This window comes from Ruegeria arenilitoris (assembly GCF_013032445.1).
Classification (GTDB): Bacteria; Pseudomonadota; Alphaproteobacteria; order Rhodobacterales; family Rhodobacteraceae; genus Ruegeria; species Ruegeria arenilitoris_F.
Map to the genome: position 1 here is coordinate 21776 of NZ_WQCA01000003.1, position 17730 is coordinate 39505.

A 17730-nucleotide genomic window follows, 5' to 3' on the forward strand; every position below is an offset into this window, starting at 1 on the left:
TGCTTTAGTAGATGGGATGCATTCGGGTGAGACAATCGCCAATCGAAAAAACAAAGCTTGAAGGGCGGCGGCGCACCGAGTCCAAAGAGGTGAGGCGTCAACAACTCATCGACGCAACAATCGACTCGATCGCCCAAAACGGAATTGGTGGAACGACCATGTCCACCGTGACCGAGATAGCCGGCTTGTCGCTGGGCATCGTCAACTTCCACTTCAAAAGCAAACAGAACTTGCTGGAGGAAACGCTGCTGTTTCTAGCAAAGGAACATCACGAGCAGTGGCTGGAAGCCTTTGACAATGCGGGATTGTCAGCGTCTGAAAAGCTATTGGCCATCGTCGATGCGCACTTTCACCCGCAGATTTGCACTCCAAAGAAGCTAGCCGTTTGGTTCGCGTTTTTTGGAGAGGCAGGGCGGCGCAAAGTTTACCGCAGCCTGATCAATGACATCGATCAGGAGCGCTACAACATTGCGCTACGCCTGTGTTCCGAAATTGCTGAGGACGGTGGATACGACGACATGCCGCCAAGGCAAGTCGCCAATGTCCTGGAAGCTCTTTACGACGGAATCTGGTTGGAGCTTTTGACATATCCGGAAAATTTTCGACGTCCCGAAGCCCGAGATCACATCGTCGCCTTCCTATCCAAGGTCTATCCGGATCACTTTCGAATGCCTGAGTTCAAACACGGTGGTTGAAACAGAGCGGGTAAAATTTCCGGTTATCCAGACAGGACGAGCCTGTGCACAGCGCAGCTAACTAAGGGCAGATAAATGAGCAGGGACCCACGCTACGAAATCCTTTTCGAGCCAGTGCAAATCGGACCAGTCACCGCACCAAATCGGTTCTATCAGGTTCCGCACTGTACCGGTATGGGTTGGCAATACCCCCGTACACTTGCCGCGATGCGCAAAGTGAAGGCGCAAGGTGGATGGGGTGTCATATGCACGGAATACAACTCAATTCACCCCTCTTCCGACGACCTGCCGCATCCCTACGCTTCGCTTTGGGATGACAGCGACGTTCGGACACACGCGCTGATGACTGACGCGGTGCACGAACACGGCAGCCTTGCAGGCGCTGAGCTATGGTACGGAGGTGCTAACTCGAACAACTTGTTTTCCCGGTTGCCGAGCATGGATGTCGACAGCCGACCAAACACGAAAGGACACCCCTTTCAGACCCGCGCAATGGACAAGCAGGACATCCGGGATCTACGCCGCTGGCACCGAAAGGCGGCTTTGAGGGCGCGAGACGCGGGATTTGACGTTGTCTATGTTTATGCAACGCACGGATACCTAATATCAAACTTTCTGCATCCGCGCGTGAACACACGTACTGACGAATATGGCGGCACGTTGGAAAACAGGGTGCGTCTGACCCGAGAACTGATTCAGGAAACCAAAGACGCCGTTGGGGATCGGTGCGCCGTGGCGGTCCGTTTCTCGGCAGACGAAGAGATCGGCGAGGATGGCCAGCCCATCTATGGTGAGCGACGAGAAATGTTTGAGATGCTCTCTGATCTTCCGGATTTGTGGGATATCAACATCGCAGATTACTCGGTCGAAATGGGTGTTTCCCGTTTTACCAAAGAGGCAGCTCTTGAACCCTACATGCATTGGGTCAAGTCCGTGACAGATAAGCCTGTCGTGACTGTTGGTCGCTTCACGTCACCTGATACAATGGCCTCGCAAGTCAGGCGGGGGATTACTGATTTCATTGGAGCAGCGCGCCCGTCGATTGCTGATCCTTACCTTCCAAAGAAGATCGAAGAAGGACGCTTGTCTGCGATCCGCGAATGTATTGGATGCAATGTCTGCTACGCCAGCGACTCGATTGGTGTACCTATTCGATGCACTCAGAACCCAACAATGGGAGAGGAGTGGCGCAAAGGCTGGCATCCTGAAATCATCCGAACGAAATCTTCAGACGCGCGCGTTCTGATCGTCGGGGCAGGGGCTGCTGGACTGGAGGCAGCGCGGGCACTTGGTGTGCGTAGATATGATGTCCTTTTAGCAGAAGCTTCTCGTGAGTTGGGTGGCAGGATATCGCGCGAAGCGGCTTTGCCTGGCATGAGCGAATACATTCGCGTCAAAGACTACCGCGAACAGCAATTGATTGAGATGCCCAACGTTGAAATCTACCGTGAAAGCCCTCTGACAGTAGACGATGTCTTAGCCGTTGAGGCTGACCACGTTGCAATCGCTACCGGCGCGACTTGGCGGAAGGAGTATTTTGACGAAGAACGTTTCGTCCCGATCGCAGAAGGAGCCGCTCTAACTCGCGTTTTTACCCCCGATGACATCATGGATGGAAAGCTTCCCGATGGACCAACGCTCGTTTTTGATGGCGATGGCTACTACATGGCCAGCGTTATTGCTGAAAAAATCAGAGCGCAGGGACATGTCGTCACGCTGGTCACACCGTCAGACAGTGTTTCTGATTGGGCGGGAAAAACGTCCGAACGTTGGCGAATCCGAACGCATTTGCTTCGCTTAGGGGTCGAGACCCTGCCGTCAAAGTCGATTAAACAGTTTGATGGCGAAATCGCGGAGTTAGAGTGTACCTATGGCGGGCCAAGTGTGACCGTACCCGTTGCCAACATTGTTATGGTTACTGCTCGTAAACCAAATGATTGCCTTTACAGAGGGTTGCTCGGCCGGGTCAGTTCTGAGGATTTGCAGTTCAGCTTTCGTCGCATAGGAGATTGTGATGCTCCGGCGATTATAGCAGCAGCGGTTTATGCAGGTCATCGATACGCCCAGGAATTGGGCGAAGCCGTGGATGAGGACATACCACTTAAACATGATCGAGTAGACGTCGGGTAGCAGCCCATTTGACCGAACTGCGCGATCTCAGTTGTAAGCAATCAAAGAAACGCTGGAGGAATCTTTCATGCCGGAAGGCTTAGTTATCCGCCCCCTCGAATTGAAAGATCACGAAGAGTGGCGCCGCTTATGGACGGCATATTTGGACTTCTACGAGACCTCTGTCTCAGAAGAAGTCTATGAGGTTTCGTTCAACAGGTTGTTGTCAACGGATGCAGGTGAATACAATTGTCTCATAGCTGAGTTAGAAGGGAAACCGGTCGGATTGGCGCACTACCTCTACCATAGGTTCATGTGGTCGGTTGAGGATACGTGTTATCTTATGGATCTTTTCGCTGATCCGCAGGTTAGAGGAAAAGGTGTTGGACGAGCTCTGATCGAATCTGTTTTTCAGATCGCCAAGCAGGACGGTGTTCCAACCACCTACTGGACAACTCAAGAATTTAACTACCCAGGTCGAGTTTTGTACGACAAAGTGGCCAAAAGAACTCCATTCATTGTCTATGAAAAAGACAAATGACCGGCGGCGTTTTGTCAATAAATCTTGTCTTGAGGCGGGCAGGTGACTCAAAAACCGCGTCGAGAATTCGCAACTGCAGTTTCGACGACGCGATCGCGCCATGCAACGTTTCAAACGCATGCGAAGTTTACAGAAATTCGCCTCCGTCCATTCCTCTGCATACAACCACTTCAACTGGGAAAGATCGCTAGCCAACCGAGACATCTTCAAGCTGACCCGCGCCGCCGCTCTTAGCGAGTGGCGTCAACTTTGTTCCGGATAGGTTCGCGGTTTCCGCGGCAAACTGAGACTGGTTCGCATTCGTCTGACAGCACCGCTAGACCACCCAACTAATTCAGCAGCTTGACCAAAGTCAGACCGAGCGGGTGATGCCTCCATCCACGCGGATATTCTGGCCAGTGATATACGCGCCACCGTCCGAAGCAAGAAAGGCTACGGTCGCGGCGATCTCATCATAGGCTTTGCCGTAGCGCTCCATCGGGATGCGGGCCTTCCATTCCGGGTTTTCGGGCAGGCTGTCGATGAACCCCGGCAGTACGTTGTTCATACGCACGTTGTCGGGCGCGTATTTGTCGGAAAAAAGCTTGGAATAGGCCGCGAGCCCTGCTCGCATCACGCCAGAGGTTGGGAAGACCGGATCGGGTTCAAACGCCGCAAAAGTTGAGATGTTGATGATCGCGCCGGATTTCTGGTCGATCATGATGGGCGCAACAATTCGCGTGGCGCGCACGGCGTTCAGGAAGTAAACCTCCATCCCTTCGTGCCAGTCTTCGTCACTGATCTCCAGAACCGGCGCGCGAGGACCATGACCGGCCGAGTTTACTAGCACGTCAATGCGACCCCATTTGGCCATGACCGAATCAACAAGCTTTTGCATGTCTGCGGTGGATTTGTTGGTGCCCGTTGCTCCAATTCCTCCTAGTTCAAACGCCAAGGCTTCGCCTTTGCCCGAAGATGACAGGATGGCGACATTGAATCCGTCTGCAGCCAGTCGGCGCGCGCTTTCTGCCCCCATACCACTGCCGCCGCCCATGATGATCGCGACTTTCTTATCGGTCATGTTTTTCTCCATTTAATGAGTGCTTTTGATCTGTGGCTAAGATGGGGTGTGATGGGGTGTTTGACCAATGAGTAAATCTGCCTTAACCCTGTAGAGAATCTATTGATTAGGTGAAGGGAAATGCGCAAACTTCCGCCCTTAAACGCGTTGAAGGCTTTTGAGGCCTCCGGGCGACATTTGAATTTTAGTCATGCCGCCGAAGAACTTGGTGTTACGCAGGGTGCCGTTGCCCAACATGTTCGGGCCCTTGAAGAATTGTTAAAAATCAAACTGTTTAGTCGAAGACCAAGAGGTTTGTCGCTGACGGATGAAGGTCGAAAATACCTTGCCCCGATCCGTCGTGCCTTTGATTTGATGGCGGAAGCAACGGCCAGTCTGTCGCCTCAGGACGTCGTGGTCACAATCAGCACAACACCGTCTTTTGCTACACGCTGGTTGGTGCCCAGGCTTGGGGCTTTCGCGCAAGATCATCCGGATATCCGTCTGCGTCTGGATGCGTCAAACGCGCCGGCAAATTTTCAGACCGATGGAGTTGATATCGCGGTGCGACAGGGGAAGCCGCCTTTTGGACCCGGTTTGATCTCTGAGCCTTTGTTTTCCGCCGAACTGATCGCAGTATGTCACCCGGACTTGGCTGTAGGTAACAATCCGATCCGGATTCCAGCAGATTTGCTTAGTCATATCCTGCTTGAAGATACGCATGGTCAGTGGCCCCTGTTTTTGGAAGCTGCGCTGGGAGAGGTGCCTTCAACCGGGTTGAAAACGATGGCGTTTAGCCAGACTTCTCTTGCCATTGATGCCGCTATTGCCGGTCAAGGGGTGGCGCTGGCCAATCGAGAGTTTGTCGCGGATGATCTTCAGGCTAAGCGCCTGTGCCGACCGGTTTCCTTTTCGACCGTGGTGCAAGAAGGATACCATATCGTTTCCCCACGCGAACCGAGAAATCCTCGGATCGTCGCCTCGGTTCGGGCTTGGCTCCTTGAGAACGTCTGAAGTTTGAAATTCACAACAATTTGCATGCAACTTTGATACGCGCCACAACTGGCCGAGAGGCTCAGTTAATACCTGCGACGGCACTCAAAAATTGTTTTCGAATTTAGGGCAACCCTCTGACATCAAATGTCTAACAGAGAATCCGGTCGCTAAACACGTGGATCAATGTTCTTTCATTTCGCTACCTGCTGCCGACAGCTTTTCGTGACTTTCGCCTCTTGTCCTGCGGTCTTCTGCCAAGGCCAATTGTAACGGAAATAATAACGCTTTATGTAGGGTGCTGATTTCAGAACTCGTGCCTTGGCAGGCGTGTGGTTGTTGCGCAAAGGACCCGGTGTATATGATTGACCTGAGTGGCGTCACTCCCTTGCGGGAAAGCCGCAATTACATGATTTTTCAACATCCGGAAATTGAAGGGGCGTTGTTGAAGGTTCGCACAGATGAGCCGGTCAGAAAGTACCTTCTGCCGCGCTATGCGGAATGGCGCTATGGCAACCTGCGGCAGTGGAACCGAGAGGCGAACGAATACCTTGCCGCGCTGAACCGGCAATGCCCGGAAATCGAGCGTCTGGCGGTGTTCATGGGTTATGCTCCGACTTCGCTGGGTCCTGCTATCGTGGTGGAAAAGTTGACCGGACCGGATGGGGAGCTTGCGCCGACTTTGAGGTCTGAACTGGCGGCGCTCAAGAAAGACCGGGCAGGGCGACAGCGGTTGTATGACGAGTTCATGGAATTGTTGAATGATCTTGAGCGGGGTCAGATCATCGTTGGTGACATGTGGGCGGAGAACGTCGTACGCGCGCAGGAGCGAGGCGGAAAGCTGGCCATTATCGATGGTCTGGGTGAAAGAGTGATGTTCCCGTTGACCCTTTTCAGTAACTGGGCTTTCCGAAGATCAATCGAACGCCGTCGGGAGCGTATGACCAAAGTGTTCAGGTTGGAGTCACCGTAACGCAGCGTTTGGCTTAGCCTGCGATGCGCAAAGGTTTGGCGCTTTCGACCTCTTTGCGGATCTCTTCGATCAGTGCCATCGCCGCAGGGTTTCGACGTTTCAGGTGCGTTCGCGCTATATAGGCTATGCTGGGCGGTTCGGGGAACAGGCCGTCAATGATTTCCATATCCGGAGTGACGTGCAGGCCGTTCAGCAGTGCAACGCCTAACCCCGAGCGCACCGCCGACTGAATGCCGGCTGCGCTGGGGCATTCCAGAACGCTGTCAAAACGATGGGGCCCATGACCCATGCCCCAATGTCGGTAAAAGCACTGGCTGTCGAAGGACAGGAACGGCACGGGTGCGGACAATTCGATACGAAAATCCGGCGATTTCACCCAATGCAACTCGTCCTCGAACAGGATCAGATCATCGTGCAGCACGTCCTGACGAAAGATCTGCATGACCGCTACGTCCAACTCCCCGTTCTTCAACCACGCTTGGACGTTCAGGCTTTGGCTGGTGCGCGTGCGGACGCGGACATCAGGGTATAGCCGCGTGAAACGACCCAGTATACGCGCAATATCGCTGGTGGTGGTGTCTTCGGTCATGCCCAGACGGATTGTCCCGGACAGAGGTTTTTTGCCCAACGAAGCCAGCGCCTCGTCATGCAATTCTGTAATCCGACGGGCATAGTCACACAGCCGTTGACCGGCATCAGTAAACAGTGGCCCTCCGGTTCGGCGGGCCAAAAGATCACAGTCCAGAGCTTGTTCCAACCGTCGAATTTTGTGGCTAACTGCGGATTGCGACAGCGCCAGATGTTCCGCTGCCCGCGTGACGCCGCCGTGGGCCGCGATGGCCAACAAGGCGCGAAGGGCATCGATTTCCAGACGTTCATTCATTTTTACGACCATGACAAGAACAGATTGAACGATGACAATCATTCATTTGTGTCACATCCTATCGCCGGTTTAGTCAACATGAAAGACAAATCACCGGAGATCATTCATGTCACATCTCGTCACCGACCACGCCCTGATCAACAACTCTCGTATAGCATATGGAATCCATGGCGTAGGCGAACCCGTCGTGCTGATCCACGGCACGCCATCCTCGTCTTACATCTGGCGCGACGTGCTGCCGGTACTGGTCGAGGCTGGTTACAAGGTCCATGTCTTCGATCTGCTGGGGTTTGGTCTTTCTGAACGTCCCTGGGACCCTTCGGTTGATACATCCGTATCCGCTCAGGTACCAATCCTCGAAGGGTTGCTGGATCTGTGGGGGCTGGATGACCTGCACGTGATCTCTCACGATATTGGCGGGGCCGTGGCACCGCGTTTTGCCATTCAGTCACCTGACCGGGTGCGGTCGCTGACAATGATCGACGTCGTCAGCTTTGACAGTTGGCCGTCCAAGCGCACCAAAGAACAGATGCAAGCGGGTCTTCAGCACCTGATCGATGCGCCGGATGCCCAACACAGCGAGCATTTTCGCGAGTGGCTTTTCTCGGCTGTACAGAACAAACAGCGTTTGGCCGATACAGCACTCGACACATATTTGGACTTTGTCAGTGGCCCCATCGGCCAGGGTAGCCTGTTCCAGCATCAGGTTCGGCACTATGATCCCAAACACACCAACAGCATCGAATATTCGAAACTGGGCGCATTGCCGGTCCAACTGATTTGGGGGGCTGATGACGCATGGCAGGTGGTCGACTGGGCGCACAAGCTGCATGAAGCTATTCCGGGATCCGAGCTGCATATTCTGGAAAACTGCGGTCACTTCGCGATGGAGGACCAGCCTGAACAGATATCGGACCTGCTGGTCGACTTCCTCAAACGGAAAGGATGAGACATGGCTAAGATCAACACTTCCCGCCGTGGTCTGACAACCGTGTTTGAAGTCACCGGATCGGTTTTGGCAATGGCTTATGCCCTTCTGATCGCTTCGAATACCGGTGCCGAGCTTCTTGGATTTGCGCTTTTGCTATTGTCGGCTGGCCTGTTTGCTGCCTGGGCAATGATCGACCGGCGCTGGACCTTCCTGTTGCTTCAGGGGTTTTATGCGACCTCGGCGATTATTGGGCTAATCCGTTGGGCATGAACTTTGAATAGGGCTGCGGAAGAGTTCCTGCTCAGAATGCCCAATACCTATGGAAAACAGGATCGAGACCATCTTTCTGTTGATTAACGGCTTTACGGTGGTTGTCTGCCTTCATTGATGGAGCCATTGCTGGCAGGCAACGCCGAGCGGTTGCCTACCACGCTAAACATCATGGTGACTAGAAAGCTGGAAAACCGCAGGAACGGTTCTTCTTCGTCAGAATCTACAATTCTGAGTCGATTGAAATCCCTCGAGTTTGAAGTTGCCTAAGTTGGATCAGGCTTGGTCTTGGGCCTTTTGGCGCTGAATGTCGGCGAACCACTGCACAAAGGCGTCGACCTCGGGCGAGCGTCGCTGCACCGCCAGAAAATACCCTTCACTGGCCGGGGCAGAGGCCTCACTTGCAAGCACAACCTGACCGGTTTGTATGGCGTGATCAGCGATCAGAGCGTTAACCAAAGCGACTCCGTTGCCGGTTGTGGCCAGTTGCAGGGCAAGCCCGTAGGAGTCGACATAAAATTCGGGGGTGCCAACCGGCATACCGGTTGCTTCAGCCCAGGACGCCCAATTGTCAGACGTACCAACTGTTCCGATAAGCGGTAGGTCTTGTAGGCCGCCCGAAAGGTGCGGCGCTTTGACTGCGATCAGATGGTTGGGTCGCAGTGCTGTCGCATCCCGCCCCACCTGCTTTTCCGACCCGAACCGAATCTCGACATCCGCTCGAGAGGCGGCGAATTCATCGGGCCAGATCGTGCTGACGAACCGCACGGAGGTATCGGGATTCTGTTGCTGAAACCGGGGCAGGGCTGGGGAGATCACCCATTCCAGAACACTGACCGAGGCCGCAACGGTGATATGCCGTGCCCGTTCCTCGGCCAGATAGGGCGAGGCGGCAGAGTGTAGCATCTCAAGTGCGGCTTCAACCTGCGGCAGCAGCTTGCGGCCTTCATCGGTCAGGGACAGCCCGCGTGCGTGGCGGTGAAACAGCACTACGCCCAGCCGCGTTTCCAGCGATCTGATCTGCTGGCTGACAGCGGATTGCGTCAGTCCGATTTCCTCGGCGGCGGCGGTCGAACTGAGCCGTCGGGCCGCGGCTTCGAACGATCTGAACCACGTCAGTGGGGGCAGGGATTTCGACATTGGTAACCTACATATTAGAGTCACTAATACCTAAGACTAAAGTTCTTTCGTTTGTCAAAGCGGTCCCCGAGCGAGGATAGTTTGGCAACGACAGAAAAGGGGGCGCTCGTGGAGCCAAATATTCGGAAAATCGTGACCTATGACGAAGAGGTTCTGGTCGAAGGATTTCGCAAGGCCGAGCGCCCGTGGCGAATGTTTGCTGTGGCAGCAGTGGTGTCGAACCCCTGGGCGGGACGTTATGTGGAAGATCTTCGCCCCGAAATTCTGAGCTTTGCCCCAATTCTGGGCGCGGAACTGACCAGCCGGATGATCGCTTTGGCGGGTAGCGGTGATGCTATCGAGGCGTATGGCAAGGCCGCCGTCGTCGGGTTGGACGGCGAAGTCGAGCACGCCTCGGGCCTGATCCACACGCTGCATTTCGGCAATCATTTCCGGCAGGCCGTGGCAGCGAAATCCTATCTGTCCTTCACTAATACACGCGGTCCTGCAAACGCGCCGATCATGGTGCCTTTGATGGACAAGAACGACGCAGGCCGTCGGTCTCACTATCTGACGTTACAGTTTTCAATCCCCGATGCCCCGCGCGCGGATGAAGTGGTGATTGTGCTGGGCGGCGCAACGTCGGGACGGCCTCACCATCGGATCGGAGACCGCTACCAGGATTTGAAGGATCTGGGTCATGACGTGGACAACCCGGCCTCGGTCTGAGTTCGGCGAACTGGCCGCAGTTGATGCGGGCGAGGGGCCTTTGGTCATTCTGCTTCACGGCGTTGGCTTACGTGCCGAAGCCTGGGGTGGGCAGATCAAGCCTCTGGTCTCTGCCGGATATCGCGTGCTGTGCCCGGATATGCCCGGGCATGGCGAAACCCCATTCGCTGCGGTTGATGGGCTGGACAGCTATGCCGCACCGGTGGCTGAACTGATACAAGAGCCAGCCGTATTGATCGGGCATTCGATGGGGGCGTTGATTGCGACCCATATTACAGCCTCGGGCAATCCGAATGTCAAAGGTATTGCCGCATTGAATGCCATTTTTCAACGGCCAGAAACGGCCCGTCAGGCCGTCTTGTCCCGAGCACATACATTGGATGAGACGAAACCCAACGACGCGTCGGTCACTCTACAACGATGGTTTGCCGAGGTTGTGTCCGCGGAACGCGATGCTTGTGCGCGCTGGCTAAATGAGGTCGATCCGTGCGCATACAAAGCCGCCTATACGGTATTTGCTGAAAGTGATGGGCCGACTAAGGCGCAACTAGCCGCAATTCATTGCCCGGCCTTGTTCTTGACCGGCGCGGATGAGCCGAACTCCACCCCCCAAATGTCGCGTGGCATGGCTGATTTGGCGCCACACGGAAGGGCTGAGATCATTCCAAACGCCGCGCATATGATGCCGATGACCCATGCGGATGTGGTCAACACCATCCTGTTGCGTTTTCTGCAGGAGTGTTTGCCATGACAACGCTTGACCCACGCGCTCTGCGCGACGCCTTTGGCAGCTTCATGACCGGTGTGACGGTGGTGACAACACGCGACGAGACCGGTGCGCCGGTCGGATTCACGGCCAATTCCTTTTCCTCCGTGTCCCTTGATCCGCCGTTGTTGCTGGTTTGTCCGGGCAAATTCCTGTCCAGTTACGAGGTCTTCACCGGTTGCCGACACTTCGCCGTCAATATCCTGGCCGAGGGTCAGCAGGAGGTGTCGAACACCTTTGCCGGATACAAGGGAGATCGGTTCGCGAAAGTTGCCCACCGGAACGGTGTGCACGACCTGCCGCTGATCGATGGAGCACTGGCGCAGTTCAGTTGCGAAACGCATCAGGCCATCCCGGCGGGCGACCACACCATTCTAATGGGGAGGGTGCTTGATTTCTCTCACGCTGCGGGCGACGGCCTTGGCTATGTTGGCGGCTCGTATTTCAGCCTGGGTCTGGAACGCGAGATGGACTCGAAAGTACCGACGCTTTGCGGGGCGATCATTTCGTCTGAGGACAAGGTTCTGCTGGAACAACGTGACGGTCGTTTCCGTCCGGTTCAGGTCGCGGGTGCAGAACCCGGTGGTCAGCGAAACAGGCTGGCGCAGGGATTGGCCGAACGGGGCATCGACGCGCGGATCGATCAGGTTTATTCCGCGTTCAACGACGCGGAAACCAAGCTGCACTACACGTTCTTTCTGGCTTCCACTGAACAGGCCGCCCCGCCCGATAATACCCGTTGGGTCGCAGTCGAAGACCTGCCCAACCTGACCTATGCCACCCCCGGCATTCACCACATGATGACCCGCTTTGCGCGTGAGGCCCAGACTGGCGATTTCGCCCTCTATTTGGGTGACGCCGAACGGGGCGACATTCATAGTTTTCGCTAAAGGAGCCGGATGATGGAGTTTTCTCTGTTTGCCCATATGGAGCGTTTGACGCCCGATCAGCCTCATGACGTTCTCTACGATGAATTTGTGGGTCTGGCCAAAATGGCCGATGAAGGGGGAATGCGCGCGGTCTGGACCGGTGAGCATCACGGGATGGAGTTCACCATTGCGCCCAACCCGTTCCTGCATTTGGTTGATCTTGCACATCACACGAAGAACATCCGTCTCGGCACCGGCACTGTAATCGCGCCGTTCTGGCACCCGATCAAACTGGCTGGTGAGGCTGCAGCGGCTGACCAGATCACCAAGGGCCGCATCGAGTTGGGGATCGCGCGCGGGGCCTATTCCTTTGAATACGAGCGTCTGGCCCCGGGCATGGATGCGTGGGAGGCCGGGCAAAAAATGCGCGAGTCCACGCCTCTCTTGCCAAAAATTTGGGAAGGCGACTGCGCGCATGAGGGCGAGTTCTATTCGTTCCCGGCAACCACTTCGGCCCCGAAACCAATGCAGGACGGCGGCCCGCCAATCTGGATCGCTGCGCGTGACCCAAACAGCCACGAATTCGGAGTTCATAACGGTTTCAACATTCAGGTCACGCCGCTGTGGCAGGGAATGGAAGAGATCGAAGCGCTGATGGGCCGCTTCAACGATGCCTGTGACAGCTATTCGGGGCCGCGCCCCAAAATCATGCTGCTGCACCACACCTATGTCGGCAAAGACGACGCGGACGTGGCCCAGGGGGTGCAGGATTTGCGGCGTTATTACAACTACTTCGGAGCGTGGTTCCTGAACAAACGACCCATTCAGCAGGGGCTGATCGAGCCGATCTCGCCCGAGGAAATGGACGCAAACCCGATGTACACGACCGAAAAGCTGGGCCGAGATCTGACCGTCGGGACGACGCAGCAGGTGATCGACCGTATCAAACGCTACGAAGATCTGGGCTATGATGAGTTTTCGTTTTGGGTCGACAGCGGCATGACCAACGAGCGCAAACGCGCCTCGCTGGCGCGGTTCATCGACGAAGTTATGCCAGCTTTTCAGTGAGGGCCACCATGGGAAATCTTCCGCATTTTCAGCTGTTCATTGATGGCGAATGGACCGAAGGGTCAGACGCTCAGGTCATGACCTCCGAAAACCCGGCAACCGGGCAGGGGTGGGCGACTTTTGCCTGCGCCTCGGCCGGGGATGTTGATCGCGCGATTGTCGCAGCCAAACGGGTTCTGGACGATCCTGCGTGGCGGGACATGACCCAGACGGCGCGGGGAAAGCTGCTCTACCGTCTGGCCGATCTCGTGGGTGAAAACGCGACGCGTCTCGGGGAGCTGGAAACCACAGACAGCGGTAAGCTGCTGGCTGAAACTTCGGCGCAGACGGGCTATGTGGCGGATTACTACCGCTACTTCGCCGGACTGGCGGACAAGGTCGAAGGCACGGTGCTGCCCATCGACAAGCCCGACATGCACGTATTCACCACGCGCGAACCGATTGGTGTTGTCGCAGCGATCGTGCCGTGGAACGCGCAGATGTTCCTTACGGCCACGAAACTGGGTCCGGCTTTGGCAGCGGGGTGTTCGGTGGTCTTGAAAGCCTCGGAAATTGCGCCTGCACCTATGTTGGAGTTTGCCCGCCTGATCGAACAGGCTGGGTTTCCGCCCGGCGTAGTCTCGGTCATCACCGGTGACGCCGAAAACTGCGCCATTCCGCTGACCCGCCACACCGATATCGACCGAATTGCCTTTACCGGAGGGCCGGAAACCGCACGGCACGTGGTGCGTAACTCAGCTGAGAACTTCGCGGTCACCTCGCTGGAACTGGGCGGAAAATCTCCGATCCTTGTATTCGATGACGCCGATCTGGACGGAGCGGCGAACGGGCTGATCGCGGGGAATTTTGGCGCGTCCGGTCAAAGCTGTGTGGCGGGGACGCGCGGGCTGGTGCATCGGTCCATTCTGGAGCCCTTGATCGAACGGATCGAACAGAAAGCCAGCGCCATTCGGCTGGGCGATCCGCTGCACTCTGATACGCATGTAGGGCCGCTCTGTACCGCCGCGCAGGTGCGCAAGATCGAAGCAACATTGGCGACGGCTCAGGGGCAGGGTGCGGCAATTCGATTTGGCGGTGCGCCTGCGGATCTTCCGGGCAACTACATGACGCCCACTCTGGTTCAATGTACCTCACCCGAGACCGAAACGTTGAAGGTCGAGATGTTCGGGCCGGTCATGTCTCTGCTGCCGTTTGATACTGAAGAAGAGGCCATCGCGCTGGCGAATAGCACGCCTTATGGGTTGGGTTCCGGCGTTTTCACGCAAAACCTGGCGCGGGCGCATCGGGTTTCGAAACGGGTCAGGGCGGGGATTTGCTGGGTGAATACCTACCGCGCGATCTCTCCGATTGCGCCCTTCGGCGGGTTCAATCAGTCGGGCTATGGGCGTGAGGCCGGGATTGAGGCAATCCTTGACTACACCCGAACAAAAACCACCTGGATCAACACCGCGCAAGAGCCGATGGCGAACCCGTTCGTAATGCGCTAAGCCTGTGTAAACGCAGGGGAGGGTGCTTATGAAACTGGAAAAACCGAATTTTGCGGCACCTGTGGATGCGGAAAAGCGTAAGGCCATTCCTCCGGTCATTTGCTACCCTCCCGAGACGTTGGAGCAACCGGACCTAGCTGCACTGGTCACGCTGAGGGCAGGGGCCAATAAGACGGCTGAGGCTATCGCAGCGCCTCGGGATGCGGCCTGCATCGATGTGCCTGCAGGGGCGTTTGTACGGGTGTTGTCGGTCGATGGCCCTCAGGTCGGTGACCTGAATATGTGGAACAAGCACGACCTGACCGAGCGGTTTTATTCTGGCAAGACCCGTGCGTTGCATGGAACCCACCTGTCGACCGGTGGCCGCATGTGGTCGAGCTTTCCCAATATGCGCCCAATGGCAACCATCGTGGATGACACGCTGGATTGGTACGGGTTCGACGCCTTTGGCGGTTCGGTTCATGACGTGATCGGCACGCGCTGTGATCCGTATACCGGGCGGTTGCTGTCCGGTGACGACTACCACTATTGCTGCCATTCCAACCTGACCCGCGCGCTGGCTGGCCATTGCGACCTGCCGCTGCGCGAGGCCGAGATGCTGGTGCATGACGTACTGAACGTTTTCATGTGCACCGGCTTCACACGCGACACCGGCCAGTATTTCATGAAGGCCAGTCCCGTGCGTCCGGGGGACTATTTGGAATTCTATGCCGAGATTGATCTGATCGTCGGTCTTTCAGCCTGTCCCGGAGGCGATTGTTCGTCCGAGCATTCCTCGGACGTGGCGGCCTGTTACCCTCTGGTGATGGAGGTCTACGATCCGGGCGAAGCTGCCCGCGCGGCACATGTGCAACCGGAGCGATCCGCTTATGACCGTACTCATGGTGCGGGCTAAGTGGTCAGACGGTGCCCCAAGCGGTTCAACATCCGGCAGCACAGGTCGAGCTGTTCGATCTCGACATACTCATCCGCCTTGTGCGCCTGAGTGATCGAACCCGGCCCGCAGACAATCGCGTGCACGCCCAGTTGCTGAAACAGGCCGGCCTCGGTGGCGAAGGCAACGACGCCGGTACCATTGGCGCCAGTCAATTCGGCTACCAATTCGCGGGCGGCGTTTTCGTCCATGGGCTCAAGCCCCTGAATCTCGGCGACGGCCTCCTGCGTGATGCTGGCCTCGGGGTGAACCGCCAGCATGTCGGGCAGCAGAGTGTGTTGCACATAGTCCGACAGGGTTTTGCGGACCAACTCGGCATCGCTGGACTGTACGGGGCGCATTTCCCATGCAACCTCCGCCTTGCTGGCGATGACGTTGTGGGCAACCCCGCCCGAGATGCGCCCGACATTGACCGTGGTCCACGGCGGTTCAAAGAGGCTGCCCTTGGGCGCGCGGGATTTCAGGATGTGGCGCAATTCCAGTAGCTTGCCGATATATCGCGCTGCGTATTCCGCCGCGTTTACACCATCGTCCGGGGCCGAGCTGTGCCCTTCGAGACCGACAAAGCTGGTGGTGTATTCGAAACAGCCTTTGTGCCCCTCGATCACCCGCATTTCGGTGGGCTCACCGATTATGGCGATGTCCGGTACGATGCCACGTTCGGACAGGTCCTCCACCAGGTTTTGCGCACCCAGACAGCCGGTTTCTTCGTCATAGGTAAAGGCGAAGTGCAGCGGTTGGGTCAGTTTGGTCGTATCGAGCGTCTCGGCAAAGGCCAGCGCGGCAGCGATGAAACCTTTCATGTCGCAAGTGCCGCGCCCATAAAGTTTACCGTCACGCTCGGCCATCTCAAACGGGTCCGTGGTCCAGTCCTGATCGGCCACCGGAACCACATCCGTATGGCCGGACAGCAGGATACCGCCCGGCTGATCCGGCCCCAGCGTGGCAAAGACATTCGCCTTGGCTCCGGTCGCATCCCGCGTCTCGATACACCGCGCACCTAGTGCCTCAAGCCGTTCGGTCAGATAGCGGATGATCTCAAGGTTACTGTCTGCAGAGACCGTTTCAAAGGCAATCAGGTCAGCAAGGATTTCGGTGGTTCTGAGCAGGGTCATGGTTTCACAAACAGTTTGCGGGGGCGGTCGCAGAAGCATTCGGCGGGACCGTTTTCGGTGATCAGGATCGACTCGGTGATCTCAAGGCCCCAGTCGTCCATCCAGAGGCCGGGCATAAAGTGGAAGGTCATGCCGGGCTCCAAAACGGTTTCATCCTCGGGGCGTAGGGATATAGTGCGTTCTCCCCAGTCCGGGGGATAGCTGAGCCCCACAGGATAGCCGCAGCGTGCACCGCGTTCGATCCCGGCGCGTTCCAGCGGAGCGGCCAGCGCCAGCGCGATGTCGCGTGCCTGATTGCCTGCTCGGGCGGCGTTCAACCCGGCCTCGAGTCCTTCGACCAGCGCAGCCTCGGCTCGCAACAGGTGATCGGGTGGCTGGCCCAGAAAAACCGACCGGCAGAAGGGCGTGTGATAGCGGCGATAACAGCCGGACAATTCGAAGAATGTGCACTCGCCGGATTTGAATGGCGCGCCATCCCATGTCAGATGTGGGGCGGCAGCGTCCGGACCCGAAGGCAGTAAAGGCACGATGGCGGCATAGTCCCCCCAATCGTCCCCAACACCCGAGATCGCATCATGGTAAATCTGGGCGACCAGCTCGTTTTTGCGCAGTCCCGGTTCGACCCGTTCCAGAACGCCGTCGATCACGTGCTCCGAGATGCGGGCAGCCTTGCGCATTAGGGCGATCTCTTCCCCCGATTTCACTGCGCGCTGCCAGTTCACCAGCGCGTTCGCATCGATCAATTCAGCCTGCGGCAATTCAGCCAGCAAGGTCAGATGGGCTTTGGCCGAGTAATAGTAGTTGTCCAATTCGACACCAATTCGGCCTATAGTCAGTCCGCAGCCTCGGATTAGAGCGGCAAGGTCCTGCATCGGATGACGGACGGTCGATTGCACATAATGGTCCGCATAGCCGTATATTCGGTCATCGGGCATCCAGACCGTGCGCCGTGCGCCATTGGCATCCTGATTGCGCCCCCACCAGATCGGATCGCGGTCATGCAGCACCAGAACGCCCTGATGTACGTAGAAAGACCAACCTTCATACCCAGTCAGCCACGCCATGTTTGACGGGTCCTCGACAAACAGCGCGTCCAGACCCGCAGCCGCCATGGCGTTGCGTGTCTTTGCTAGCCGACGGTCATATTCGGCCTGGCTGAAAGCCGGATCGGCATGGGCCATGGGCTACTCCTGCAATGACTGAGTTCTG

Annotated in this window: 18 protein-coding genes and 1 pseudogene; 14 read left to right on the forward strand and 5 right to left on the reverse strand. The window is 56.7% G+C overall.

Features of this window, described 5'->3' with window-relative positions:
- The first annotated feature begins 26 nt into the window (after positions 1-26).
- From GOW98_RS04510 to GOW98_RS25680, 4 genes and pseudogenes are all read left to right on the forward strand, one after another.
- Positions 27-695 (forward strand): TetR family transcriptional regulator C-terminal domain-containing protein, encoded by a 669-nt coding sequence (locus tag GOW98_RS04510; RefSeq protein WP_367646802.1) that lies wholly within the window; start codon positions 27-29, stop codon positions 693-695.
- Positions 696-770: 75 nt separating this feature from the next.
- A complete protein-coding gene (locus GOW98_RS04515; protein WP_170329886.1) occupies positions 771-2825 on the forward strand; it encodes an FAD-dependent oxidoreductase in 2055 nt (684 codons plus the stop codon).
- A 67-nt stretch (positions 2826-2892) separates the two neighbouring features.
- Complete coding sequence (locus GOW98_RS04520; RefSeq protein ID WP_170329887.1) at positions 2893-3345, forward strand: GNAT family N-acetyltransferase; 453 nt, start codon at positions 2893-2895, stop codon at positions 3343-3345.
- A 46-nt stretch (positions 3346-3391) separates the two neighbouring features.
- Positions 3392-3607: pseudogene (locus tag GOW98_RS25680) on the forward strand (IS6 family transposase); the annotation flags it as partial.
- A 90-nt stretch (positions 3608-3697) separates the two neighbouring features.
- Here GOW98_RS25680 and GOW98_RS04525 read toward each other — a convergent pair.
- Positions 3698-4405, reverse strand: coding sequence for an SDR family oxidoreductase (locus tag GOW98_RS04525; RefSeq protein ID WP_170329888.1), 708 nt, complete (start codon positions 4403-4405; stop codon positions 3698-3700).
- A 120-nt stretch (positions 4406-4525) separates the two neighbouring features.
- Here GOW98_RS04525 and GOW98_RS04530 point away from each other — a divergent pair, with 120 nt between their 5' ends.
- Positions 4526-5398 (forward strand): LysR substrate-binding domain-containing protein, encoded by an 873-nt coding sequence (locus tag GOW98_RS04530; RefSeq protein WP_170329889.1) that lies wholly within the window; start codon positions 4526-4528, stop codon positions 5396-5398.
- Between the two features lie 340 nt (positions 5399-5738).
- Complete coding sequence (locus GOW98_RS04535) at positions 5739-6350, forward strand: YrbL family protein (RefSeq protein ID WP_170329890.1); 612 nt, start codon at positions 5739-5741, stop codon at positions 6348-6350.
- A gap of 13 nt (positions 6351-6363) precedes the next feature.
- Here GOW98_RS04535 and GOW98_RS04540 read toward each other — a convergent pair whose 3' ends face one another.
- Entirely contained in the window at positions 6364-7275 is a 912-nt protein-coding gene (locus GOW98_RS04540) for a LysR family transcriptional regulator (RefSeq protein WP_254437900.1), read from the reverse strand.
- Between the two features lie 64 nt (positions 7276-7339).
- Between GOW98_RS04540 and GOW98_RS04545 the strand changes: the two genes are divergently transcribed.
- Positions 7340-8182 carry an alpha/beta fold hydrolase gene (locus tag GOW98_RS04545; RefSeq protein ID WP_170329891.1) on the forward strand — a complete coding sequence of 281 codons (843 nt, stop codon included), beginning with the start codon at positions 7340-7342 and terminating at the stop codon, positions 8180-8182.
- A 3-nt stretch (positions 8183-8185) separates the two neighbouring features.
- Positions 8186-8434 (forward strand): hypothetical protein, encoded by a 249-nt coding sequence (locus GOW98_RS04550; RefSeq protein ID WP_170329892.1) that lies wholly within the window; start codon positions 8186-8188, stop codon positions 8432-8434.
- A 276-nt stretch (positions 8435-8710) separates the two neighbouring features.
- On the opposite strand, the gene GOW98_RS04555 is transcribed toward GOW98_RS04550, so the two are convergent.
- The gene (locus GOW98_RS04555; protein ID WP_170329893.1) at positions 8711-9574 is read right to left on the reverse strand and encodes a LysR family transcriptional regulator; all 864 of its coding nucleotides are present in this window, start codon (positions 9572-9574) and stop codon (positions 8711-8713) included.
- Between the two features lie 108 nt (positions 9575-9682).
- On the opposite strand from GOW98_RS04555, the gene GOW98_RS04560 reads away from it, so the two are divergent.
- The 6 genes from GOW98_RS04560 to GOW98_RS04585 are packed head-to-tail and all read left to right on the forward strand — an operon-like array spanning position 9683 to position 15367.
- Positions 9683-10282, forward strand: coding sequence for an amino acid synthesis family protein (locus GOW98_RS04560; protein ID WP_170329894.1), 600 nt, complete (start codon positions 9683-9685; stop codon positions 10280-10282).
- Complete coding sequence (locus tag GOW98_RS04565; RefSeq protein ID WP_170329895.1) at positions 10254-11033, forward strand: alpha/beta fold hydrolase; 780 nt, start codon at positions 10254-10256, stop codon at positions 11031-11033. Before GOW98_RS04560 ends, GOW98_RS04565 begins: the two co-directional genes overlap by 29 nt.
- Complete coding sequence (locus tag GOW98_RS04570; protein WP_170329896.1) at positions 11030-11938, forward strand: flavin reductase; 909 nt, start codon at positions 11030-11032, stop codon at positions 11936-11938. Before GOW98_RS04565 ends, GOW98_RS04570 begins: the two co-directional genes overlap by 4 nt.
- A 12-nt stretch (positions 11939-11950) precedes the next feature.
- Complete coding sequence (locus GOW98_RS04575) at positions 11951-12985, forward strand: LLM class flavin-dependent oxidoreductase (protein WP_170329897.1); 1035 nt, start codon at positions 11951-11953, stop codon at positions 12983-12985.
- 8 nt (positions 12986-12993) lie between these two features.
- Positions 12994-14472, forward strand: coding sequence for an aldehyde dehydrogenase (locus GOW98_RS04580; protein ID WP_170329898.1), 1479 nt, complete (start codon positions 12994-12996; stop codon positions 14470-14472).
- Between the two features lie 28 nt (positions 14473-14500).
- A complete protein-coding gene (locus tag GOW98_RS04585) occupies positions 14501-15367 on the forward strand; it encodes an urea carboxylase-associated family protein (protein ID WP_170329899.1) in 867 nt (288 codons plus the stop codon).
- On the opposite strand, the gene argE is transcribed toward GOW98_RS04585, so the two are convergent.
- Positions 15364-16521 carry an acetylornithine deacetylase gene (argE, locus tag GOW98_RS04590; RefSeq protein ID WP_170329900.1) on the reverse strand — a complete coding sequence of 386 codons (1158 nt, stop codon included), beginning with the start codon at positions 16519-16521 and terminating at the stop codon, positions 15364-15366. The genes GOW98_RS04585 and argE overlap by 4 nt on opposite strands.
- On the reverse strand, positions 16518-17702 hold the full coding sequence (locus GOW98_RS04595) for a M24 family metallopeptidase (RefSeq protein WP_170329901.1): 1185 nt from the start codon (positions 17700-17702) through the stop codon (positions 16518-16520). The genes argE and GOW98_RS04595 overlap by 4 nt, the downstream gene beginning before the upstream one ends.
- Positions 17703-17730 lie beyond the last annotated feature (28 nt).